20 protein-coding genes and 2 pseudogenes are annotated in these 23524 nt (G+C 66.4%); 12 read left to right on the forward strand and 10 right to left on the reverse strand.

Features of this window, described 5'->3' with window-relative positions:
* Positions 1 to 59 precede the first annotated feature (59 nt).
* On the forward strand, positions 60 to 1778 hold the full coding sequence (locus QP512_RS10725; RefSeq protein WP_286068464.1) for a PAS domain S-box protein: 1719 nt from the start codon (positions 60 to 62) through the stop codon (positions 1776 to 1778).
* Here QP512_RS10725 and QP512_RS10730 read toward each other — a convergent pair whose 3' ends face one another.
* The 3 genes from QP512_RS10730 to QP512_RS10740 form a co-directional block, all read right to left on the reverse strand.
* The gene (locus tag QP512_RS10730; protein ID WP_286068465.1) at positions 1779 to 2570 is read right to left on the reverse strand and encodes an exodeoxyribonuclease III; all 792 of its coding nucleotides are present in this window, start codon (positions 2568 to 2570) and stop codon (positions 1779 to 1781) included.
* A gap of 283 nt (positions 2571 to 2853) precedes the next feature.
* Positions 2854 to 3942: a crosslink repair DNA glycosylase YcaQ family protein gene (locus QP512_RS10735; protein ID WP_286068467.1), complete on the reverse strand. Its 1089-nt coding sequence runs from the start codon at positions 3940 to 3942 to the stop codon at positions 2854 to 2856.
* Positions 3943 to 4046: 104 nt separating this feature from the next.
* Complete coding sequence (locus QP512_RS10740; protein ID WP_286068468.1) at positions 4047 to 4631, reverse strand: TetR/AcrR family transcriptional regulator; 585 nt, start codon at positions 4629 to 4631, stop codon at positions 4047 to 4049.
* A gap of 229 nt (positions 4632 to 4860) precedes the next feature.
* On the opposite strand from QP512_RS10740, the gene QP512_RS10745 reads away from it, so the two are divergent.
* Complete coding sequence (locus QP512_RS10745; RefSeq protein ID WP_286068470.1) at positions 4861 to 7056, forward strand: TonB-dependent siderophore receptor; 2196 nt, start codon at positions 4861 to 4863, stop codon at positions 7054 to 7056.
* Positions 7057 to 7306: 250 nt separating this feature from the next.
* On the opposite strand, the gene QP512_RS10750 is transcribed toward QP512_RS10745, so the two are convergent.
* Entirely contained in the window at positions 7307 to 7972 is a 666-nt protein-coding gene (locus QP512_RS10750; RefSeq protein WP_049455156.1) for a TraX family protein, read from the reverse strand.
* 114 nt (positions 7973 to 8086) lie between these two features.
* On the opposite strand from QP512_RS10750, the gene pip reads away from it, so the two are divergent.
* The 7 genes from pip to QP512_RS10785 all read left to right on the forward strand — a co-directional run bounded on the left by pip (position 8087) and on the right by QP512_RS10785 (position 15485).
* Complete coding sequence (pip, locus tag QP512_RS10755) at positions 8087 to 9034, forward strand: prolyl aminopeptidase (RefSeq protein WP_197601398.1); 948 nt, start codon at positions 8087 to 8089, stop codon at positions 9032 to 9034.
* 206 nt (positions 9035 to 9240) lie between these two features.
* Entirely contained in the window at positions 9241 to 9540 is a 300-nt protein-coding gene (locus tag QP512_RS10760; RefSeq protein WP_019337231.1) for a hypothetical protein, read from the forward strand.
* A gap of 292 nt (positions 9541 to 9832) precedes the next feature.
* Positions 9833 to 10132, forward strand: a complete 300-nt coding sequence (locus QP512_RS10765) for a hypothetical protein (RefSeq protein WP_005413574.1) — start codon at positions 9833 to 9835, stop codon at positions 10130 to 10132.
* Between the two features lie 63 nt (positions 10133 to 10195).
* Positions 10196 to 12955 carry a magnesium-translocating P-type ATPase gene (gene mgtA / locus QP512_RS10770; protein WP_286068476.1) on the forward strand — a complete coding sequence of 920 codons (2760 nt, stop codon included), beginning with the start codon at positions 10196 to 10198 and terminating at the stop codon, positions 12953 to 12955.
* 30 nt (positions 12956 to 12985) lie between these two features.
* Positions 12986 to 13723: an MgtC/SapB family protein gene (locus QP512_RS10775; protein ID WP_286068477.1), complete on the forward strand. Its 738-nt coding sequence runs from the start codon at positions 12986 to 12988 to the stop codon at positions 13721 to 13723.
* Positions 13724 to 13795: 72 nt separating this feature from the next.
* Positions 13796 to 14851: an ATP-binding protein gene (locus QP512_RS10780; protein ID WP_286068478.1), complete on the forward strand. Its 1056-nt coding sequence runs from the start codon at positions 13796 to 13798 to the stop codon at positions 14849 to 14851.
* A complete protein-coding gene (locus tag QP512_RS10785) occupies positions 14844 to 15485 on the forward strand; it encodes a response regulator transcription factor (RefSeq protein ID WP_286068479.1) in 642 nt (213 codons plus the stop codon). Before QP512_RS10780 ends, QP512_RS10785 begins: the two co-directional genes overlap by 8 nt.
* Positions 15486 to 15546: 61 nt before the next feature.
* Here the strand turns inward: QP512_RS10785 and QP512_RS10790 are convergent.
* The 3 genes and pseudogenes from QP512_RS10790 to QP512_RS10800 form a co-directional block, all read right to left on the reverse strand.
* Positions 15547 to 15980, reverse strand: a pseudogene (locus tag QP512_RS10790) (EamA family transporter).
* Positions 15981 to 16068: 88 nt separating this feature from the next.
* Positions 16069 to 17241 (reverse strand): low temperature requirement protein A, encoded by a 1173-nt coding sequence (locus QP512_RS10795; protein ID WP_286068480.1) that lies wholly within the window; start codon positions 17239 to 17241, stop codon positions 16069 to 16071.
* 9 nt (positions 17242 to 17250) lie between these two features.
* Positions 17251 to 17517: a hypothetical protein gene (locus QP512_RS10800; RefSeq protein WP_286068481.1), complete on the reverse strand. Its 267-nt coding sequence runs from the start codon at positions 17515 to 17517 to the stop codon at positions 17251 to 17253.
* 205 nt (positions 17518 to 17722) lie between these two features.
* Between QP512_RS10800 and QP512_RS10805 the strand changes: the two are divergent.
* Both QP512_RS10805 and blaL1 read left to right on the forward strand, forming a co-directional pair.
* A pseudogene (locus QP512_RS10805) lies at positions 17723 to 17845 on the forward strand (RNA polymerase sigma factor); the annotation flags it as partial.
* Between the two features lie 245 nt (positions 17846 to 18090).
* Positions 18091 to 18963 carry a L1 family subclass B3 metallo-beta-lactamase gene (gene blaL1 / locus QP512_RS10810; RefSeq protein ID WP_286068482.1) on the forward strand — a complete coding sequence of 291 codons (873 nt, stop codon included), beginning with the start codon at positions 18091 to 18093 and terminating at the stop codon, positions 18961 to 18963.
* Positions 18964 to 19078: 115 nt separating this feature from the next.
* Here the strand turns inward: blaL1 and QP512_RS10815 are convergent, their stop codons facing one another.
* From QP512_RS10815 to QP512_RS10825, 3 genes are all read right to left on the reverse strand, one after another.
* A complete protein-coding gene (locus QP512_RS10815; RefSeq protein ID WP_286068483.1) occupies positions 19079 to 19618 on the reverse strand; it encodes a DUF411 domain-containing protein in 540 nt (179 codons plus the stop codon).
* Positions 19615 to 19875 carry a hypothetical protein gene (locus QP512_RS10820; protein WP_286068484.1) on the reverse strand — a complete coding sequence of 87 codons (261 nt, stop codon included), beginning with the start codon at positions 19873 to 19875 and terminating at the stop codon, positions 19615 to 19617. The genes QP512_RS10815 and QP512_RS10820 overlap by 4 nt, the downstream gene beginning before the upstream one ends.
* 225 nt (positions 19876 to 20100) lie before the next feature.
* Positions 20101 to 22386 (reverse strand): FdhF/YdeP family oxidoreductase, encoded by a 2286-nt coding sequence (locus QP512_RS10825; RefSeq protein ID WP_286068486.1) that lies wholly within the window; start codon positions 22384 to 22386, stop codon positions 20101 to 20103.
* Between the two features lie 243 nt (positions 22387 to 22629).
* On the opposite strand from QP512_RS10825, the gene fdhD reads away from it, so the two are divergent.
* Positions 22630 to 23469: a formate dehydrogenase accessory sulfurtransferase FdhD gene (gene fdhD, locus QP512_RS10830; RefSeq protein ID WP_286068488.1), complete on the forward strand. Its 840-nt coding sequence runs from the start codon at positions 22630 to 22632 to the stop codon at positions 23467 to 23469.
* Positions 23470 to 23524 lie beyond the last annotated feature (55 nt).

Genomic DNA, 23524 nt, shown 5'->3' on the forward strand with positions numbered 1-23524 from the left:
CTAGCGTAGCCCCAGACAGCCGCCGCAAGCGCCCTCGCCACCCAGCCCTGAAAAGCGCCATGGACGAAGCCGAACGACTGCTCGAAATCGAACGACTGCACCTGTTGGATACGCCGCCGGAGCCGGTGTTCGATGCCATCGCCGCCGCCGCCCGCGCCGCAACCGGCATGACCATGGGCCTGATCAGCGTGGTGGCCGAGGACCGCCAGTGGTTCAAGGCCAACATCGGCCTTGACGGCGTCAGCGAAACGGCCCGCGAAATTTCCTTCTGCAGCCATGCCATACGCCAGGACGAGCTGTTCGAGATACCCGATGCGCGCCAAGACCCACGCTTCTCCACCAATCCGCTGGTGACGGATGGGCCGCGCATCCGCCACTACGCTGGCATCCCCCTGGGCTCGGCGCACGGCGCACGTATCGGCACGCTGTGCCTGCTCGATCCGATGCCCGGCGTGCTGTCTCCGTCCCAGCGCGAGCTGATGGTGCACCTTGCCCGGGTCACCACCCAGGTGCTGGAGCAGCGCAGCACGCTGATGGCGCAAGTGGGTCAGGCCAAGGCGCTGCATCGTGAGCTGAAACGCAGCGAGGACTTCCTGGAGCGCACCAACCGTGCTGCCCGGGTGGGCGGCTGGGAGATGGACCTGGTGACCAACGTAGTGCGCTGGACCCGCGAAACCAAGCAGTTGCACGGCGTGCGCAGCAACTTTGAACCGACGCTCGACACCGCGCTGTCGTTCTATCGCGAGGACAGCCGCAACATCATCCGGGCAGCAGTGCAGCGTTGCATCGACGAAGGCACGTCCTGGGAGGTGCAGCTGCCAATGACCACCGCCGACGGGCGCGCGATCTGGACCCGGGTGGTCGGCAGCCGGCAACAGATCGACGGGCATCCGCGCCTGGTCGGGGCGATCCAGGACATCACGGACGAGCGAGCCGCGCTCGACGCGCTGGAAGCGAGCGAAACCCGCTACCGGCGACTGTTCCACTACAGCCTGGGCCTGATCTGCACCCACACGCTGGACGGGACATTGACCTCGGTGAATCCGGCGGCCGTGCAATCGCTGGGTTTCGAGGAAAGCCAGATGATCGGGCGCAGCCTGTGTGACCTGATGCCGCCGGGAAAACGCGATGGCTTCAAGGCCTACCTCGCTCGGATCCAGGCAAACCACACCGACGCTGGCGTGATCGAGCTGATCGCCGCGGACGGAACGCGCCACTACTGGGCGTATCACAACGTGCTCGACAACGAAGCCAGCCCGCCTTACGTGCTGGGACATGCTCAGGACGTCACCGCGCTGCGGATGCAGGAGCAGCTGCTGCGCGAAATGTCCTTCAAGGATCCGCTCACGCAGTGCTACAACCGGCGTTACCTGCACCGGCTGGATGAACTGATTGACGAGCGCTGGGCCTGCGTGATGTTCGATCTGGACCATTTCAAGCACATCAACGACACCCAGGGCCACAGGCGTGGCGACGCCGTCCTGGTCGACTTCGCCACGTTCCTGCGCTCACCGCTGGGCAAGGAGGAGACGGTGGTGCGACTGGGCGGCGACGAATTCATGGTGGTACTGGTCGCGCCTGCGGACGGCCGGCTGAGCGAACTGGAGCATTGGTACCAGGACCACGCCGCGCTCTCGCCCAGCGCGTTCTCGATGGGTGCGGCCATCAATACGCCCGGCGAGCCGGTGGCCGACACCATCCAGAAAGCGGACAGCCGCCTGTACCGTACCCGCGCACGGGTACGCCGCGAGCGACGCGAAGACCCAGCCGCGCGTTGATCACGCCCTTACCGTCACCCACGCCGGCGCGTGGTCGCTGGCCTTTGCCTGCAGGCGTACCCAGCGGTCGACGCCAGCGTCCTTCAGTCGCTCCGCCAGTACGGGGTTCAACAGCAGATGATCGATGCGCAACCCACGGTCGCGCTCGGCATGCTGGCGGAAATAATCCCAGAAGGTGTAGATCGTGGCGTTGCCGTGCACCTTTCGCAACGCATCGGTCCAGCCCTGCGCCAGCAGCCGTTCAAAGGCCAGGCTCACCTCTGGCTGGAACAGCGCGTCGCGGCGCCAGGCCTTGGGGTCGTAGACGTCGGCTTCGGTGGGAATCACGTTGAAATCACCCAGCAGCAGCGCCGGATGCGGCAACTCGACCAGGCTGCGCGCATGCCGGATCAGGCGCGCCATCCAGCGCAGCTTGTAGTCGAACTTGGGCCCGGGCTGCGGGTTGCCGTTGGGCAGATAGAGGGCACCCACGATCACCCCGTGCACCGCCGCCTCCAGATAGCGGCTCTGCGTGTCGCTGGGCTCGCCGGGCAATCGGCGGCGGCTCTCGACCGGCATGGCCCCCCGTGCCAGCAGCGCCACGCCGTTCCAGCGCCCCTCACCTTGCCAGAGCGCACCGTACCCAGCCTCCTCCAATGACGCAGCCGGAAACGCGGCGTCGGTCGCTTTCAGTTCCTGCAGGGCAACCACGTCCGGCGATTCCCTGTGCAGCCAGTCCAGCAGCTGTGGCAGGCGCGTGCCGATGCCGTTGACGTTGAACGTGGCAATGCGAAGCGTCTTGCGACGGGCCATGCAGGAAGCCTCCTCGGCGCCGGGAATGAGCATTCACTGTGCGCGTCCGCGCATGCAGAGTCCGTGGATGCCATGTCACGGCAGGGTGCCATCCGTTTCACGAACCGATGCCACGCGCGACAGCAGGCTGGTCATCCTTGGACAGTGACGGAGAAGCCCCATGGCGGTGCGTCCGCTGCGCGCCATCTACCAGATCGACCCCTACCTGTTCCGCGACAGCGACGCGCACGGATGCTGCGTGACCGGCAGATGCCCACCGTGGTGGGCGCAGTTGCGCTCGGCCCTACAGGAAATCGGACATGCGTTGCAGCTCATCGTCCAGCGCGCCACGAAACACCTTGTCACGGACCAGTGACTTGCCGGCGTAGCCGACGTTCGATGCCAGTGCGCCGTCGCGCACGCTGAGATTGGCCCAGCCCACCACCTGATCGTGCCACAGCATCGGCAGCGCATAGTAGCCATACTGGCGCTTGGGCGCAGGCGTGTAGGCCTCGAACTTGTACACCCAGCCCCACAGCAGCTCGAAGCGGCGGCGGTCCCACACCACCGGGTCGAACGGGGCCAGCAGGCGCACCTGTTCGTCCGGTGCATGGCGGCGCGAACGCGGATTCTCATCCGCCGGCCAGTACCAGGTGGTGCCCTCCAGCGTGCAGCTGGCCAGTTGTTGCTTGGCCAACGCCAACGCCTGCCGGGTCTGCTCGGTCAGATGCGGAGCACCATAGCCCAGCAGGCGCACCAGATAGGTCAGGCTGGCCGAGGGCAGCGGCGCATACTTGCGCACCACCAGGTCGATCAGGGCGGCGGCCCGTTCAACCTGCGCCTGCTCGCTGGCGTCCGGCTCGGCGTGCTCGGCCACTGCATAGATGCGGGTGCCACTGTCGCGCCGCTGCACCCGCAGCAGGCCACGGTAGTGCATGCCGTCAAGCAGATGCGTGCTTGCGTTGCTGGTGCCGCCCCAGTAATTGGTCACCCGCCCATGCGCGAACGCCTGGTCCACCTCACGCGGGTGCACGGTGCCGCGCTCGTGCACGAAGGCCAGCACGTCGGCCGCGCGGCGATGGGTCTCGGCGTCCCATTCGCGCTTGGACACGCGCGGGTGCATCAGTGCCAAATGCTCGCACGGCAGGAAACCGTAGTTCACCAGGCAATCCTCTTCCACCGGCAGGCGGGTATACCGGCGCTCAAGATCACCTGCGCGGTAGTCCTTCACCCGGTGGCGCAGGGTCAGGTCCTGTGCTCGCGCCGGTGCCCTGATCGGGTCGGCCTGCACGAAGCCCAGCCGTCGTATCGCGGTCAGCAGCGTAGTCGGCTTGAACAGGGTGCGCGCCACCGCGTAGCGGCGAAGATCATCGAGAGTAGGCGTGGCAGGCATGGCCGCATTGTATTCTCGACACCACGCGATCCGTCCAGTAGAGCCAGGCCATGCCTGGCTGGCATCAGGGTGAACGGCCAGGATCGTCCACGCATCGCATGCATCTACCGAAGCCGCGATACCTCCAGCGAACCGATCACCAGCGCCCGCATGCCCTGCTTGAACTCGGTGATCACCTGTCCTTCCTCATCGTCCGCAATCGCATAGATCGTATCGGCGCCGGCGATGCAATAGAACGCGATCGTGGCCAGCAGCCAGCGCGCCTTGTCCACCGGCAGGCCGAACACATCAGCCACGTGTGCCTGGTGCGAGGCGATCTTTTCCAGCATCGGCGCGGTCGCCACCGTGCGCCGCAACAGGTACGGTGGCAGCCCGGGATGTGCCTTCACCACCTCGCACAGTGACTCCACGAACCGCATCAGGTAGGCCTCCAGCCCACCCGGTGCGTCGACCGACGCGCGCGGAATCTGCCAGCGCTGGAACACCGCCTCGGCCACCAGGCGTTTCAACGCCTCCAGGTTGGCCACGCGCTTGTACAGCGCCGCCTGGGTCACCGCCAGTTCGGCGGCCACGTTGGCCATGGTCAGGTTGGGCAGGCCCAGGCGGATGCCGATGTCGGCCAGGCGCTCCGGGGTGATGGTGGGTGGGCGGCCACGGGTCGGCGCCGTTGGATCGGGGTGCGTGCTCATACCCTGCTGAGGGTGCCAGCAAAGGGACCCTCTTGTCCGCTTCGATTGATTTAGTTTAATTTACTCAACTAATTCGGAATGCGTCCAGCACGCTGCCCGTAGTCGAGCCCATGGCTCACCTTCCGCCAGGTCCCCACCCAGCCAACAACCCTGCGCTGCGCCCTCTCCCCGTGCTTGCCGTCGGCAGCGCGCCAGGCGCGCTCGCGCCTGCGATTCACAGGAATCTGGCATGACCGTGTACAACTTCTCTTCTCTGCAGCATCGCGCTGCCGCCGCATCTTCCGGCCTGATGCATCCACCAGGCATCGCCCGGCGCTACCGGATGTCGGCCCTCGCGCTAGGGCTGCTGGCCTCGTTTGCCGCGCTGGCCGACTCCGCGCCGTCCACCCTGCCCTCGGTGCAGGTGCAGGAACAGCGCCGGGTCACTGCAGACTATGCGGGCGGGCAAGTGGCCGCTGGCAGCCGCGTCGGCCTGCTCGGCGACAAGGACTTCATGGACACGCCGTTCAATACGGTCAGCTACACCGAGTCCTTCATCCGCGACCGCCAGGCCAAGGACCTCACCGACGTCATCGCCGCCACCGACCCCACGGTGTTCAGCAACGGCGTCACCGGTTCGTGGAGCGAGAACTACGCGATCCGAGGCTTTGCCTCCAACACCAGCGATACCACCTTCAATGGCCTCAGCGGCATGGCGCCGTACTACCGCACTTCGCCGGAAATGTTCGAACGCATCGAGGTGCTGAAGGGCCCCTCCGCGCTGCTCAACGGCATGCCGCCGGGCGGCTCGGTCGGTGGCAGCGTCAACCTGGTCCCCAAGCGTGCCGGCGATCAACCGCTGCTGCGGGTCAGTGCCAACTTCGCCTCCGATGCGCAGTTTGGCGCCCATGTGGATGCGGGGCGTCGCCTGGGCGCGGACAAGCAGTTCGGCATCCGCTTCAACGGCGCGTACCGTGATGGTGATGGCGCGGTCGGCAAGCAGAGCAAGAAGGTGCAGCTCGGCGCACTGGCAGTGGACTGGCGCGGCGAACGTGCGCGGCTGTCGGCCGATCTGTACAGCGCCGATGACCGCGTGGACGGCCCGGCACGCGGCGTCGGTCTGGCACCGGGCGTGGCCATTCCGCGGCCGCCGCGTGGCGATACGCTGATCAACCCGGACTGGGCCTACGTGGACAGCCAGGACAAGGGCGTGATGCTGCGGGGCGAGGTGGACATCAATGACACCCTGATGGCCCACCTGGCATACGGCATCAGCAGGACCGACTACCGCTACAATGGTTCGATCAGCGCTCAGATCCTCAATCCAGCCGCCGACTTCACCACAGTGATCGGCCAGCTCGCCTTCGATATCAGGAAGCAGTCCGCAGATGCCGGCCTGCGCGGCTCGTTCCACACCGGCAGCGTCAGCCATCAGTGGGCCGCCAACGTGACCCACTACCAGCACACCCAGAACGATTACGGCCGCCGCAGCGTGCCGGGCTGGGACTGGACCACCAATCTGTACAACCCGGCATGGGGCCCGGCGGCACCGTTCGTAGCGCCGCACATCTCGCACACCGAGCTGCGGCTGGACAGCCTCGGTTTCGCCGACACCCTCGCCTTCGCCGATGACCGCGTGCTGCTGACGCTGGGCGTGCGCCGTCAGCAGGTGGTCAGTGAGACCTTCAATGTCGCCAGCGGTGCGCGCACCTCGCGCTACGACGAGAGCGCTAACACGCCGGCAGCGGCGCTGCTGGTGAAGGCCACCGGAAGGGTCTCCATCTACACCAACTACATCGAAGGCCTCAGCCAGGGCGCCACCGCGCCGATGACCGCTGCCAATGCCGGTGATGTGTTCGCACCGTTCCGCACCAGGCAGAAGGAGCTGGGCCTGAAGCTGGACCTCGGCAGCTTCGCGCACACCTTCAGTGTGTATGAAATCAAGCGACCGAGCAGCTATACCGACCCGGTCACGAATATCTTCTCGTTCGGTGGCGAGCAACGAAATCGCGGCGTGGAATTGGGCTTCTTCGGCACGCCACTGGATGGCGTGCGCCTGCTCGGTGGCGTGGCCTACGTGCAGCCGAAACTGACCCGCACGGCCGGTGGCGTGAATGAGGGACGCATCGCCACCGCCGTAGCGCAACGGCAGGCCAAGCTGGGGGTGGAATGGGATGTACCGACCTTGCAGGGCCTGACCTTGACCGGCAATGCCACGGCGATGTCGAAGCAGTACATAAGTGCCGACAATAGCCTGTCGGTGCCGGGCCGCACGTTGTTCGATGTCGGGGCGCGCTACAGCACCACCGTGGCGGGTCGACCGCTTGCGCTGAGAGCCAGTGTGAACAACGTGACCAACAAGGTGTATTGGGGCATGCCGTTGTTGTCGAGCCTGGCGCTGGGTGCACCGAGGACGGTGCTGGTGTCGGCGACGATGGACTTCTGAGGCAGGCTCCTCCACGCCAGACATGCATCACCTGTAGAGCCGAGCCATGCTCGGCTCGCTTTGCCGGTCACGCATGGCGTGGATTTCCCAGAACGTGTAGAGCCGAGCCATGCTCGGCTCCGGTTCGCCCGCTGAGTCGGGCATGGCTCGACTCTACACACGCCGATGGCGGCATGCTTCACCCCCACCTGCGACGCGCATTCCTTGACCGCATCCGGCATTCAAGACACTCGACATGCCAGTTCCGACATTACACAAGCAGATGGGCAACCAACGCCAGCACCGCCAGATGCCCCACGTAATACCCGTAGAACGCCCACCGCCAGCGCGGCAGCTGCCACGGCACCCGCGCCGCCAGCAGCACTACCGGAATGGCCAGCAGTGCCCAGCCGTTGTGGTTGGCCCAGCACACCGCTGCAAGCGCAACCAGCAACAGCCACCACGCCCGGTGCCGGAACGCGATCCAGGCCAGCAGCACGCTGCCAACCCCGGCCCACTGATAGTCCACGAACATAGGCAGCACGCCGGCAGCCAGCAACAGCTGCACCGGCCGATTGTTCGCCAGCGCATGTACGGCTACTGCTGCAAATGTAAAGGTGAGCAGGATGTTGAGCGGCAGCCAGGAACCAAACGCGAATGCGTGCAATGGCTGTGCGATCAGCCCCCACAGCGCGAGCCGGCGCATCGACTTGCGCAGGTCGGCCCCGGGCTGGGCGAGATTGCAGGCCATCACCAGCGCGAACAGCGGGAAGGCGATGCGCCCCAGTTCGCTGACCACCGGCACGTAGCCGCCGAAGACCACCTTGGCCACGTGGTCACCCGTCATGGCCAGCAGTGCGATCCACTTCAGCAGCTCACGCGCGCCGCTGCGGAGGGTGAAGTTGAAGGTTGACGTCCCGGTCGTGGTCGCTTGCATCGCGGAAGCTTATGCGCATCGGCCAGCCCATTTCCAGCGCCGCGCAGGAGCACGACGCTGCAGGCAGCAGGCGGGGGCGCTATGCTGGCCGCCCCTGCTTGTGAGACGTCCGCCGTGCGAACCCTATACCCCGCCATCGAGCCGTACCGCGAGTTCACCCTGAAGGTGAGCGATCTGCACACGCTGCACATCGAAGAGTGCGGCACGCCAGAGGGCATTCCGGTGGTGTACCTGCACGGCGGCCCGGGTGCTGGCATCTCGCCCACCCACCGCCGCTTCTTCGATCCGGCGCGGTACCGCATCGTGCTGATCGACCAGCGCGGCAGCGGCCGCTCCACACCGTTCGGCGAACTGCGCGACAACACCACGCAGGATCTGGTGGCCGATATCGAGAAGGTGCGTGAGCACCTGGGCATCGAGCGTTGGCTGGTCTACGGCGGCTCATGGGGTTCGACGTTGTCGCTGGCCTATGCGCAAGCGCATCCCGAACGCGCCACCGGCCTGATCGTGCGTGGCGTGTTCCTCGGCCGCGAGATCGAGAACCGCTGGTTCGCCGAGGCCAACGGCGGTGCGCGCTGGATCTTCCCGGAACGCTGGGAACGCTATGAGGCCTACATACCGGAAGCCGAGCGTGGCGACATGATCGCGGCCTACTGGACGCGCATGGATGGCCCGGATGAAGCGACCCGCATCGAAGCCGCGCAGGCTTGGCTGGGCTGGGAAGACAACGCCGCCACCCTGCAGCACGACGTGGATGCGCAATCCACCGACGACCCGCTGGACACATTGGCAAAGGCCCGCATTGAAGCGCATTACTTCCGCAACAGCATCTTCCTGGAGCCGGACCAGCTGCTGCGCGATATCGATCGCATCCGACACCTGCCCTGCGTGATCGTGCAGGGGCGCTACGACATCATCTGCCCGCCGCGCAGTGCGTGGGATCTGGCCAAGGCCTGGCCGGAAGCCCGGCTGGAGATGGTGACCTCCGGCCACAGCGCGAACGAGCCGGCCACGGTGGATGCGCTGGTGCGGGCGACGGACGCCTTTGCCGACCGTTTCTGAGCAGATGGTGGTGCCGGCCGCTGGCCGGCATCCCACCGTTCGAGGGTAGCGTCGACTCCGCGCAATCGCTGCTGTGCGGCCAGGTGAATGGCGACCCACCGGCAACGGTCCACGGCCCCATTCTTCGCAGCCCGCTTACAGCTCCGCGCAGAAGATCCGGCGGTGACCACCGCACCGGTGGTTCGCCCTTTCCCAAGGAGCACGCCATGACCGGTTATCGCTGCCTTCCCATCGCTCTCTCGCTATCTGCGGGCCTGCTGCTGGGCGCCTGTTCCAATCCGCAGGAGGCCAGCAAGGCCACCGCCGCCGAGGACGTGACAGAAGTAAGGCTCATCCCTGCCTACGAATCGCTGGACAAGGACAAGGACGGCATCGTCACGCTGGCCGAGGTGGATGCCGTGGCACCAGACTGGGCCGAACGACTGCACGCCTGCGACACCGACCGCAACAAGACGCTGAGCCGCGGCGAGTACGACGTATGCAAGCAGACCAGCGCTTCGCATTGATCCATCATTGAGCCCTCGACTGGCGCTGCGCATGCCGGCTATACCAAGGTATAGCCGGGCTAACCCACGAGCCTCTAGGCCCGTCCCATTCAGGGGCGGACAATAGCGCCACTGGCCAGGGCAATCCTGGCCGGCCCCCTCCCCTCATGGAGACGCAGATGGACCCCGACCCTGCCGGGCGCACCGCGCCCCGGATGACCGCTTGTTGCCTGTTCCTGGCGCCTGCCCGCCGGCCCCCGCCTGCCTGAGTGACGGGGGGCCGCCAGGCGCCGTTTGCCTGGAGAGCACCCCCATGTCCTACAAGATCCTCTACATCACCCTGCGCCGCCTGATCGGCGAGCGCGATGTTGCCGCGCTGCGCAGCCAGCTGCTGCAGCACGGCCCCGTGATGTTTGCCCGTTCGCTGTCACTCGGTTCGCCACGCGTGGTGGCCGACGCCTTGTCGCTGCTGCCGATCAGCGAGCGCATCACCGTGCTGCGTCATCTGCCCTATCCGCTGCGTGATGCGATGAAGCCGCTGTGCATCGGCGGCAGCCAGCGCCTGCACATGCAGCCGTGGTCGCCGGCGGTGCTGGCGATGCGCCACGCCTGATCGGTTGCATCCGTTCCGTTCGTGTTCCGGCCCCGGCCGGCTCTGACATTCGAGGAGAGTCCCATGAGCCTGCTCAACGCCTGGTTCAATGCCTTCCTGCGCAGCCGTCGCGCAGGCAACCTGTTCCGCCGCCGCGCGATGCCCGAGGCCGGCTTCGGCCCGGGCAGTGCCGAAGCGGCGCCGTTCGCACTCACCACCGGCCTGGTCACCCTCGCCCAGCAGGGCGAAACCGAGCTGCTGGCCACGCTGGAATCGCATGCCGATGGTCTCAGCCCGCATGAGGCCGAGGAGCGCCTGGCCGCGCTCGGTCCCAACGAGGTGGATCACGAAAAGCCGCTGCCGTGGTGGCGGCACCTTTGGCAGTGCTACCGCAATCCGTTCAACCTGCTGCTGACCGTGCTTGCCGCGGTGTCCTGGCTGACCGAGGACATCAAGGCGACGATCGTGATTGGTGCGATGGTGCTGCTGTCCACGCTGATCCGCTTCGTGCAGGAGGGCCGCTCCAACCGCGCTGCCGAACGCTTGAAGGCATTGGTGGGCAACACCGCGCGCGTACTGCGGCGCAATCCCGGTACCGAAGCCGCCGATGTGGCCGACCAGTACTTCGGCGCGCACCTGCACAGCCGTCGTCCGGCGCGTCTGCTGGACCTGCCGATCCGCGAGCTGGTGCCCGGCGACCATATCGTGCTGTCAGCCGGCGACATGATTCCGGCCGATTGCCGCGTGCTGACCGCCAAGGACCTGTTCGTGGCGCAGGCGGCGATGACCGGTGAGTCGCTGCCGGTGGAGAAGTTCGCGCACCCCGGCGACGGACTGGCCGGCCTGCTGGAACAGCACAACCTGCTGTTCATGGGTACCAATGTGGTGTCCGGCACGGCCACGGCCATCGTGCTGGCCACCGGCAACCGCACCTACTTCGGTACGTTGGCGCAGCGCAGCACCGCCACCGACCGCGCGCCGACCGCTTTCCAGGCGGGGGTCAACAGTGTCAGCTGGCTGCTGATCCGCTTTGCGCTGGTGATGGTGCCGTTCGTGCTGCTGATCAACGGCTGGACCAAGGGCGACTGGACCGAGGCGTTCCTGTTCGCGCTGTCGGTGGCGGTGGGCCTGACCCCGGAAATGCTGCCGATGATTGTCACCTCCACCCTGGCCAAGGGCGCGGTGCTGCTGTCGCGGCGCAAGGTGATCGTCAAGCGCCTGGACGCGATCCAGAACTTCGGCGCGATGGAAGTGCTGTGCACCGACAAGACCGGCACCCTCACCCAGGACAAGATCGCGCTGGAGCGGCATACCGATGTGTTCGGGCACGATTCGGAGGACGTACTGAAGTTTGCCTACCTCAACAGCCACTTCCAGACCGGCCTGATCAACCTGCTAGACCGCGCGGTGCTCGAGCACGTCGAGATTCAGAGCTCGCTGCGGCTTTCGCAGGACTACCACAAGGTGGACGAGATTCCGTTCGACTTCGAGCGCCGCCGCATGTCGGTGGTGGTGTCCGAGCGCGAGGATCACCATGAACTGATCTGCAAGGGTGCGGTCGAGGAGATGCTGGCGGTATGCAGCACGGTGCGCGAGGACGGCCAGGACATGCCGCTGGACGAACATCGCCTGGCCCGCGTGCGGCAGACCACCGAAGAGCTCAACGAACAGGGTCTGCGCGTGGTGGCAGTGGCGATGAAGGAGACCGCCGCCAGCCAGACCACCTATTCGCAGGCCGACGAATGTAGCCTGACCCTGGTCGGCTACGTGGCCTTCCTGGACCCGCCGAAGGAATCGGCGGCACAGGCGCTGCAGGCGCTGGCCGCGCATGGCGTGGAGGTGAAGGTGTTCACCGGTGACAACGAGCTGGTCACCGCCCGCGTCTGCGCCCAGGTCGGACTGGACGCGGACACGATCCTGACCGGGCCGCAGATCGAGCGCATGGATGACGGCGCGCTGTCGCGTGCCCTGCACCACCACCGTGTGTACGCCCGCCTGACCCCGCTGCACAAGGAGCGCCTTGTGCGCGAGCTGCGTGCGCAGGGCAAGGTGGTGGGTTTCCTCGGCGATGGCATCAACGACGCGCCGGCGCTGCGTGCGGCGGACATCGGCATCAGCGTGGACAGCGCGGTGGACATCGCCAAGGAGGCCGCCGACATCATCCTGCTGGAAAAGAACCTGATAGTGCTGGAAGAAGGTGTCATCCAGGGCCGGCGCACGTTCAACAACATGCTGAAGTACATCCGCATGACCGCCAGTTCCAACTTCGGCAATGTGTTCTCGGTGCTGGTGGCCTCGGCCTTCCTGCCGTTCCTGCCGATGCTGCCGCTGCAGCTGCTGGTGCAGAACCTGCTGTACGACATCTCGCAGATCGCCATTCCCTTCGACAACGTGGACGAGGAGCTGGTGCGCAAGCCACTGAAGTGGAACCCGGCGGACATCGGCCGCTTCATGGTGTTCTTCGGACCGATCAGCTCGATCTTCGACCTGACCTGCTTCGCGCTGATGTGGTACGTGTTCGATGCGCGCACCGCCGCCGATCAGAGTCTGTTCCAGTCCGGCTGGTTCGTGGTCGGCCTGCTGACCCAGACCCTGATCGTGCACATGATCCGTACGCCGAAAGTACCGTTCCTGCAGAGCATCGCTGCACCGCCGCTGCTGCTGATGACCGGCCTGATCATGGCCATCGGCGTGGCCCTGCCGATGAGCCCGCTGGCCGGCTACTTCAAGCTGCAGGCGCTGCCGGCCGGCTACTGGCCGTTCCTCGTGGCGATCCTGTTCGGCTATGCGGTGCTGACCACCGCGCTGAAGCGCTTCTATATCCGTCGCTACGGCTGGCAGTAACGGCCTGCCGCCTTGTCCAGGGAGAACACAATGGACATCAATCCAAACCTGCCAGCGTTCAATGCTGGCGCGACCCTCAGCTCGCTGATCAGCCTGTCGGTGGCCTTCGTGCTGGGTACGATCATCGGTCTGGAGCGGCAGTTGCGCCAGCGCACTGCCGGCCTGCGCACCAACACGCTGGTGGCGGTGGGCGCGGCGGTGTTCGTCGACCTCGCCGTGCGCTTCCATGACCTGTACGGTGGGCCGCCATCGCCACTGCATGTGGTGGCCTATGTTATCTCCGGCGTCGGCTTCCTGGGTGCCGGCGCGATCATGAAGGAGGGCGCGCAGGTGTCCGGCCTGAACACCGCCGCCACGCTGTGGGGGTCGGCGGCGGTGGGCGCATGCGCAGGCATCAAGCTGCTGCCGGAAGCGGTGCTGGCTGCGGTCTTCGTGCTGGCCGCCAACACCCTGCTGCGGCCAGTGGTGAACCGCATCCAGCGGCGACCGCTGCCGGAAGCGTTCAGTGAAGCGACGTATGCGATCAACGTGGTCTGCCTGCGTGAACAACAGGCCGAGGTACTGGACCAGCTGTTGCTGCTGCTGGAACAGGCACAATACCCGGTCCGCGCGGTGGACCAGCGGCCATTCGGCGAGCATGACGTGGAGATCGAAGCGGTGCTGTATGCCACCACGGTCGATGCCGGCGAGCTGGACGCAGTACTGGCGACGCTGTCGACCACGCCGGGGGTACTGCAAGGGTTCTGGAACGCCAGCCTGGAAGAGTAGTGCCGGCCGCGAGTCGGCAACGACCGGACAACGCTTTGCTATCCTTTCCCCCCACGCCAGGGAGCCGTCCCGATGCCATCGCTGTCGCCCCGCCGCCCACTGGTGCTGCTGGCCCTGATCGTCGTGATGGCGACGATCTTCCTGATCGACACCGTCACCGATTACGCTGTCGCCGCGGCCTGTTTCTACGCGGCAGTCATTCTCGCTGCGTCGCGCGTGCTCGGCGCGCGCGGGCTGATCACGCTGGCCATCGCCTGCATCGCCCTGACCGGGCTGAGCTTCTTCCTGACCCGCTTCGGCACCTACCGCATCGGCCTGGTCAATTCGGTGATCGGCATGCTGGTGATCGGCATCACCACCTACCTTGCCCTGAACATGGAAGCGGCCAAGGCCGCTGTCCAGGAAGCACAGGGTCGCCTGCTGCGGGTGGCCCGCGCTTCCACCGTCGGCGAGCTGACCACGTCCATCGCGCATGAAGTAAACCAGCCGCTGGCGGCCATCGCCAGCAGCGCCGAAGCCTGCCAGCGCTGGCTGGCACAGGACCCACCGAACGTGGACAAGGCACGGCAGACAGTGGCCCGCATCCTGGCCGATGCGCACCGTGCGGGTGACGTGATTGCCCGCATCCGTGGCCTGACCCAGGGTGCCGCGCCCGAGCGGCGTGCCTTTGATCTGAACCAGGCGGTGGAGGAAATGCTGGCACTGTCGCGCAGCGAACTGGACCGGCACGGCGTGACCGTGGCGCTGCTGCTGGATGCCGACCTGCCACCGGTGCAGGCCGACCGCGTACAGGTGCAGCAGGTGATCGGCAACCTCATCCTCAATGCGGTGGACGCCATGGAAGCCGTGCCCACCGCCGACCGTCGCCTGTCACTGCTGAGCCGGCGTGACGGTTCGCGGGTCAGCCTAAGCGTGCGTGACCGTGGCGTCGGCCTGCCCACCGATCATCCCGACCGTGTATTCGATGCGTTCTGGACCACCAAGTCGCACGGGCTGGGTCTTGGACTCAGCCTGAGCCGTTCGATGATCGAAGCCAATGACGGCCAGATCCGCGCCGAACGCCCGGCGGGCGGTGGCGCCTGCTTTGTCTTCGACCTGCCCATTGCCACGGATCCCGACCATGCGTAAGCCAACCGCCGCTGCAGCCGAGCCAGCCCCCATCGTCTACGTGGTCGACGATGATCCGTCGGTGCGCGCCGCACTGGAAGATCTACTGGCCTCGATGGGCCTGCAGGTGCGAGCGTTCGCCTCCACCCAGGCGTTCCTGGATCATGACCTGGAAGACGCACCGGCCTGCCTGGTGCTGGACGTACGCATGCCTGGCCAGAGCGGTCTGGAGTTCCAGCGCAGCATGAGCAGCCTCGGCCTGCAGCTGCCGGTGGTGTTCATCACCGGCCACGGCGACATCGCCATGGGCGTCAACGCAATCAAGGACGGGGCCATCGAGTTCCTGACCAAACCCTTCCGCGACCAGGAACTGCTTGATGCAATCCACAGGGGCATCGAGCTCGACCGCCAGCGCCGCCGCGAGGGCGACGTGCTGGGCGCGCTGCAGCAGCGCTGGGAGTCACTGAACACCGGCGAGCGCGAGGTGGTCGACGGCGTGGTTCGCGGCCGCCTCAACAAGCAGATCGCAGGCGACCTGGGGGTCAGCGAGATCACGGTGAAGGTGCGGCGCGCACAGGTAATGCGCAAGATGGGGGCGCGCACCCTCGTGGACCTGGTGCGCATGTACGACCGTCTGCAGGCGGGTACTGCGTGAACGTCCACGTCACTGCGCGGTAGAGCCTGTAGAGTCGACCCTGCACATGGGTTTGACGCTGCTACTTCTTCGTGGCCAGCACGATCACCCCGGCCACCACCAGGCCGATGCCACTCCATTCCCGCAGGCTGGGGCGCTCGCCCAGCAGCAGGTAGGCCAGCACGATCACCAGCACAACGCTGAACTTGTCCACCACCGCCAGCTTGGCCAGCTCGCCGCTCTGCAGCGCGCGGAAATAGAACAGCCAGGAAGCCCCGTGGCGAGTGCCGACAACACCAGGAACAGCTGCGTGCGCCCCGGCAACAGCAACGGGTTGGACCACTTGCCGGTGACCACCACCAGCGGCAGGATCACCGCCGCCACCACCAGCGTGCGGATGGCCATGGCCAGGTCCGAGTCCACGCCCTTGACGCCAACCTTGGCAAACAGCGCCGTCAGCGCCGCGAACACGGCAGACAGTCCAGCCCACAACAGCCATTGCGGTAGATTCTGCATGCCGCGTTTCTCCCGGTCCAAAGGGGGTGGTACCGACAACGCTACACTCACCGGTGTCGTGCGCAGGTACTGCGGCGCACACCACGGCTCAGGCACGCTGCAGGCGTCGCTTCAACTGCGTGTCCATCAGTCCGACGACCAGCAGCACCGCGCTGGTCAGCCAGCCCGCGGCCAGCAGGTGGGTGTGCGGCAACAGCGCGCCCAGCGCACCCAGTGCCATCGCACCGAACAGGTGCGAATGCGGTGCGTGCCCGTAGACCACACGCTTGTAGAGCGCACTTCCCAGCAGGTAGATCAGCGGGCCGGCCACCAGCACTGCGGCATACACCGGCGTGACCGCCGCGCCCGGATGGTCCATCACCAGATCGTTGCCCACCGCGGTGGCGATGATGCCGGCGATCAACAACGCGTGCACGTAATGGAAGTTCGCGCCTATTCGCCCCGGGTCCTGGGCGTGGCTGATGGCCTCGGTGGCGTCCCGGCTGGAGATGCCGAAGTACAGCCACCACATGGCGATCGTGCCGGCAAAGGTGGCCAGCACCGCCGACACCACCGCCCCGCTCCACTGCTCGACTTCGCTGAGCACGCCGCCGGTCGCCAGCAGCATCTCACCCAGCGCGACAATGACGAACAGCTGGCAGCGCTCGGCCAGATGCCCGCCTTCGATGGTCCAGTCGCGGGTATGCGAGCGCCCCATGCCCGGGAACGCAAAGCCGAACATCGGCGAGATGTACTCGCACGCCACCGCTACCGCCCACAGCGCAAGCCGTGCATTCCCATCGGCCGCAGCGCCGGCCAGCCAGAAACAGGCCGACACGCAGACCCAAGCCAGCATGCGGCGGAAGTTGGGCGCCAGTGGATGCCTGCCTCCCACCTCGAACAGGACGAAGGCGGTACGCCCCACCTGCATCGTCGCATAGGCACCGGCGAACACCCACGCGCGATCGCCGAACGCCTCGGGAATGGACGAAGACATCAACAGCGCCAGCAGCATGGTGACGAACAGCAGCGCGCGGATGCGCGGTGCTTCCGGATCGAACCAGTTGCTGACCCAGCACGCGTACTGCCAGCCCAGCCACACCGCGAACCACAGCACCAGCGTCTGCAGCACGCCAGCCAGGCCCAGGTGGTGCAGCAGGTGGTGGCTGAGCTGGGTGACCGCGAACACGTAGACCAGGTCGAAGAACAGCTCTTCGTAGGTCACGCGTGCATGGTGGCCATCGCGATGGCGCAGTGCCGGCAGGCGCAGTCGAGTGCTCATGGGCCGCCCTCAGCGCGCCAGGCGCCAGTACAGCAGCCCGGCCAGCAGGGCCGGCACTGCGAACACCAGCAGCAGGATCGGCAGTTCCTCGCGCACCGCATAGCCGGCGCGGCTGACGCCCACCCACATGTTGGCCACGGCCACCAGCAGCCAGGTGGCGATGAAGGCCAGCAGGACCGCGGGCATCAGCGAGTTGCCGACGCTCCACAGACGGCCGAACAGCAGGAACACCCCGAGCAGCAGGACCCCGCCGCCGATCACCAGAAGCACATGCATGTGTCGATCCCCATTGGCCTGGGCGCAGGCTAGCCCGGGCCGATTCTGCGCTCCAGACGATGATCGTGGTTTCACCCTCCAGCCACCGCGAACAATCCACTGGCCGGGCAACCGATAGCACATGCGAACAGTTCCCATTAATATCCAGCCGCCACGCAGCGACCCTCGCTGCGCGCTGCCCTGTCTTTTCCCTGTGCCCGTCCGGATGCCCGAATCGCCCCCGTCGCTGCCCGCCTTGCCGCTGCCGCATGCCCTGGTGCGCCACTACGAGGAGCTGGTCGACCACCTGCGTCGCCGCTTCCGCTCACCCGGTCCGGCGCGGTCGGTGGCCGCTTCCAGGCTCAGGCCTTCGCGGTGGATTTCGAAGGGCGCTATCACGCAGTACATCAGCTACTACTCGCAGACCGCGCGGTCAAACCCGAGCTGCTTCTCCGGCCGCGGCCGGGTGCTGACCCTGGGATGGCAGTACCGCTACTGATCCACGGCGCCCTTATGGGAGCCATGAAATCTATGCGCGAGTTGATGGAGGAGGCCCGTGCTAGTTTCTGGGCCTCCTTCAAACGGACGTGCAACATGCGCAGCTCCATGCTCGCCCTCACGCTTGCCGCAGTGCTGCCGATCGCCCACGCGACGGCCGCTGATGCCCCCCTGCCCCAGCTGCGTGCCTACACCGTTGACGCCTCATGGCTGCAGCCGATGGCGCCGCTGCAGATTGCCGACCATACCTGGCAGATCGGCACGCAGGACCTGACCGCGCTGCTGGTGCAGACCGCCGAGGGCGCGGTGCTGCTGGATGGTGGCATGCCGCAGATGGCCGACCATCTGCTGGCCAACATGAAGGCTCGCGGAGTGGCGCCGCAGGATCTGCGGTTGATCCTGCTCAGTCATGCCCATGCCGACCACGCAGGGCCGGTGGCCGAGATCAAGCGGCGCACCGCTGCCCATGTGGCGGCCAACGCCGAGTCGGCGGTGTTGCTGGCACGCGGCGGCAGCGATGACCTGCACTTCGGCGATGGCATCACCTATCCGCCGGCCAGCGCCGACCGCATCATCATGGATGGCGAAGTGGTCTCCATCGGTGGCATCGACTTCACCGCGCACTTCATGCCGGGGCACACCCCCGGCAGCACCGCGTGGACCTGGACCGACACCCGCAACGGCAAGCCGGTGCGCATCGCCTATGCCGACAGCCTGAGCGCACCGGGTTACCAGCTGCAGGACAACCCCCGCTATCCGCGCCTGATCGAAGACTACAAGCGCAGCTTCACCACGGTGCGTGGCCTGCCCTGTGACCTGCTGCTGACCCCGCATCCGGGTGCCAGCCACTGGAACTATGCCGCTGGCAGCAAGGCCGGCGTGGATGTGTTGAGCTGCAAGGCCTACGCCGATGACGCCGAGAAGAAATTCGACGTCCAGCTGGCCAGGGAGACGGCCGGGGTACGCTGATTCTGTAGAGCCGAGCCAACGTTCGGCTGCTTTCTGCCGGCAAGCCGAGCATGGGCTCGGCTCTACAGAGAGCGCATCGAAGGGTGCCGGTCAGAACGACCGGCACCTCCGCCTGTCAGCCTTCCTGCCCGTGCTGGGCAAACGGCTCGGTACTGCCATCGGCGCGTACCAGCTCGACCGTGTACGGCTGCACATAGCCATCCGGCATTTCCATGCCCGGCGAACCAGCGGGCATGCCCGGCAGCACCAGCCCGCGCGCCGCCGGTCGTTCGGCCAGCAGGCGCTTGATGTCCTCGGCCGGGATGTGGCCCTCGACTACATAACCGCCGATCTCGGCGGTATGGCAGGACGCCTTGCCGACCGGTACACCCAGGCGGACCTTGATCGGGTTCATGTCGTCGGTGTCGCGCACATCCACCTGGAAGCCGGCGGCCTTGAGGTGATCGACCCAGACGCTGCAGCAGCCGCAGCTGGCGGTCTTGTGCACGATGGCCAGCGGCAACGCCGGATCGATCTCGGCCGCGCTGACCTTGGCCGGCGCCGCCGGCGCCTCACTGGCAACCGGCGTTGCCGACGATTCTTCGGCGGCCCGCGCGCAGGCGGCAGTGGCCAGAACGGTGCCCAGCAGCACGCCCAGGGAGAAAGAACGGTTCATTGAATGATTCCTTTGCAGATGCGGGCACCAGCGCCCGCCGCCCGCGCATCGATGGCGCAGGCCAAGTCGAGATTGAGTCGAACAGTCATGGCAGGCGCGTGGGGCCTGCAGGAAATCACACGATCGGCGGCCGCATCGGGTCCGGCGTTGGCGGCGGCGCGCGTTGCTGCGTCGTGGTCGGAGCAGGCGCCTCGCGCCAGGGCGAGGCCGGTGTTCCGTTCAACGTCGACAGCATGGCAAGACAGGCCGGCGGACATTCGCACTCACCGCTCTGGCAGGCCGCCGGGGCAGCATCATCGCAACAGCCGGCCACCGCCATTGCGGACGAATGCGGTGCCGTGCACGGGTCCTGGCTGGCCGGCCCGCCGTACGAAGGTGCGGCGAGCGCCGGCGCCGGCGCATCCAGCACCAGGGCAACGAGCAGCATCCATCGCAGCAGCAGGCCAGGCAGGTTCACATGCCGATGATAGCCGATGCGCGCGTCATGCAGTCGCCGCCGCCATCGCGCTCATCCGCACCGGGATCGACTTGGCGGCTGGCGTGCCGCTGATGCGATCGTAATAGTCCAGCGGCAGCAATGGGTTCAGTTCGGGGTAGTAACCAGCCAGCGCGCCACGTGGCATCGGGTAGTCCAGCACGGTCAGGCCCTCGATGCGCCGCTGCACGCCATCGCCGCTGATCGTCTCCAGGCTGACCCGCGCTTCCTTTTCCAGCCCGCGCGCCAGCCGGTCCTCGATGTTCATGAACAGCACCATGCGGTCGTTGTACACGCCGCGATAGCGGTCGTTGTAGCTGTAGATGGTGGTGTTGTACTGGTCATGCGAGCGCACCGTGGCCAGCCGCAGCATGTCCGGATCGTGTACGGGATCGTCCACGTCCAGGCCAGGCATCACCAGGATGTTGGCCTTGCCGTTTGGCGTGGGCCAGACGCGGCGGCGCGGCGGAATGTCCAGGTGGAAGCCATGCGGCTGCTGGATGCGCTCGTTGAAACCGGTGTAGATCTCCGGGTACACGGCCGCGATCAGCTCACGGATGAGTGCGTAGTCGTGCATGCAGCCTGCCCAGTCGACCCTGCTGCGTGGCAGCGCGGCCATCGCCATGCGACAGACGATCTCGACCTCGGGCAACACATCGGCACTGACTGGCTCAAGCACGCCGCGCGAGGCGGTCACATTCGACATCGCATCTTCAATGGTGACGAACTGCTCGCCTGAAGGCGTGACGATGCGCTCCGAGCGCGCCACCACCGGCAGGATCAGCGCATCGCGGCCATGAACCAGATGACCTCGATTGAGCTTGGTGGCGATGCCCACGGTCAGGTCCAGGCCACGCATGGCTTCGTACGCACGCGGCGTATCGGGCACCGCATGGATGAAGTTGCCACCCAGGCCAATGAACACCTTGGCGCTGCCGTCCAGCATCGCCTCGATGGATTCGACCACATGGTGGCCATGCTCGCGCGGCGGGTCGAAGCCGAACACCTGCTGCACGCGGTCCAGGTAGGCCGGCTTGGGCTTCTCGTCGATGCCGACGGTACGGTCGCCCTGCACATTGGAATGCCCGCGGATCGGCCCGATGCCGGCGCCGGGCTTGCCGAAGTTGCCGCGCAGCATCAACAGGTTGGCGACCTGTTGCAGCAGGCGCGAGCCATACTGGTGCTGGGTCAGCCCCATTCCGTAACAGATCACGGTCGCGTTGGAGCGGATGTAGATCTCCGCGCATCGGCGGATCTGCGCCTGCGAAATGCCGGACACCTGTACGATCTCGTCCCAGTCCTGCGCCATCACGTCCTCGCGCAGCGCCTCCAGGCCCACCGTGTGTTCTGACAGGAAATCATGGTCGAGCACGCGCTCGCCCTGTGCCTCGCGCTCGAACATCACCTTCATCATGCCCTTGATCAGGGCCAGGTCGCCGCCGATGCGGATGTGCACGAACTCGCTGGTGATCTCGGTTGAACCGAAAGTGGCCATCTGCACCACGTCCTGCGGCTCGGCAAAGCGGATCAGCGCGCGCTCGGGCATCGGGTTGACCGCCACGATCGGAATACCGCGTTTGCGCGCTTCCACCAGGTTGCTCATCATCCGCGGCGAATTGGTGCCGGTGTTCTGGCCGATCACGAAGATCGCCTCTGCGTGCTCGAAGTCCTGCAGCACGATGGTGCCCTTGCCCACCCCGATGGCCGGCGGCAGGCCCCGGCTGGTCGGCTCGTGGCACATGTTCGAGCAGTCCGGGAAATTGTTGGTGCCGAACTCGCGCACGAAGATCGAATACAGGAACGCGGCTTCGTTGGGCGTACGGCCGGAGGTATAGAACTCGGCCTGGTGAGGGCTGTCCAGCGCCTGCAGGTGGCGGCCGATCAGCGCGAAGGCGTCGTCCCAGCTGCACGGCACGTAATGATCGGTGGACGCGTCGTAGCGCATCGGCTCGGTCAACCGGCCCTGCATCTCCAGCCAATAGTCGGTCTGCGCCATCAGTTCAGTGACGGAGTACTGGGCGAACAGTTCGCGCCCCGCACGGAACTGAGTGGCTTCCCAGGCCAGTGCCTTCGCGCCGTTCTCGCAGAACTCCAGCTTTTTGCGTTCGTCGGCGTCGGGGAACGCACAGCTGGGGCACTTGAAGCCGCCCGGCTGGTTCATCGCCAGCAGCGCCTTCGATCCCTTGCCGATCACGCTCTGCTGCAGCAGCACCTTGGCGGTGGCGCCGGCGGCACCCCAGCCACCGGCGGGCTGGTTGTAGGGTTTGTAACGCGGTGGCTTCTGCTCGGACATGTTCGGGAACCTGGCGGGACGAACGCAACGACGTACGGTGCTCGGCTGATCGGCGGCCCTGTCGGCACCCCGCCCAGCGCCACAGTCAAGCACGGCACACGGCACTGCGCCAGAGGTGGCAACCGATTTTCGCGCAGCCTGCCATGACACCGGTTACACCCGCGTCAGCAGCAGGCCGCTGCGCTATTCTCAAAGCCGTAGGTTGTCCACCACCTGCGCATTCCCCTTGCCCGGACGCGCTGCATGCCTGATTCGATTCCGCCCCACACCCCCCCCGCCGGCACGGCCCAGCGCCCGTTGCAGCGCTGGCGCGGCGAAGGACGCCAGCAACAGATCGATGTGGTGGCCGAAGAAGTACCCATCGCACTGCGCTACAACGGCGCCACCTTCGCGGTGATGATGGCCACGCCCTGTGACCTGGAAGACTTCGCGCTGGGCTTTTCGCTCAGCGAGGGCCTGGTCACGGCGCCGGCGCAGCTGCTGGCCATCGAGGTGCGGCCGCAGCTGGAAGGGATCGAGCTGCAGATGACCGTGTGCGAGGATGCACCCGCTGCCCAGCTGGACCCGGCAAATGCGCGCCTGCTACCCGGTCGGGGTGGCTGTGGGCTATGCGGCACCCGGCAACTGGAGGACGTGCTGCGGCCGCTGCCGCAGATCCGCGAACGTCGTACCTACGCGCCAGCCGCCCTGCGACGAGCACTGGCCACGTTGGCACAGCACCAGCCGATGAACGCGGCAAGCGGCTCCACACATGCTGCCGCCTGGGCGGATGCCAGCGGCCGGATCGGCTGGGTGCGCGAGGACGTCGGCCGCCACAATGCACTGGACAAGTTGATCGGTGCCCTGCACCACAACGAGCACACCGTCGATGGCGGCCTGCTGGTGATTTCCAGCCGTGCCAGCTACGAGATGGTCAGCAAGGCGGTGCGTGCCGGCGCCAGCATGCTGGCCGCCGTGTCGGCGCCGACCGCACTGGCGATCGATCTGGCCCGCGGCGGCGGCCTGTGCCTGGTGGGGTTCGCGCGAGAAAGCGGATTCAATGTGTATACCCATCCGGAACGGCTGCAGGCGGATGACAGGTAGCGCCGACCGGGTAGAGACGGCGGCGTAGCGTCGACTGGGTAGAGTCGACTGTCAG

This window comes from Stenotrophomonas sp. 57, assembly GCF_030291075.1.
Taxonomy (GTDB): domain Bacteria; phylum Pseudomonadota; class Gammaproteobacteria; order Xanthomonadales; family Xanthomonadaceae; genus Stenotrophomonas.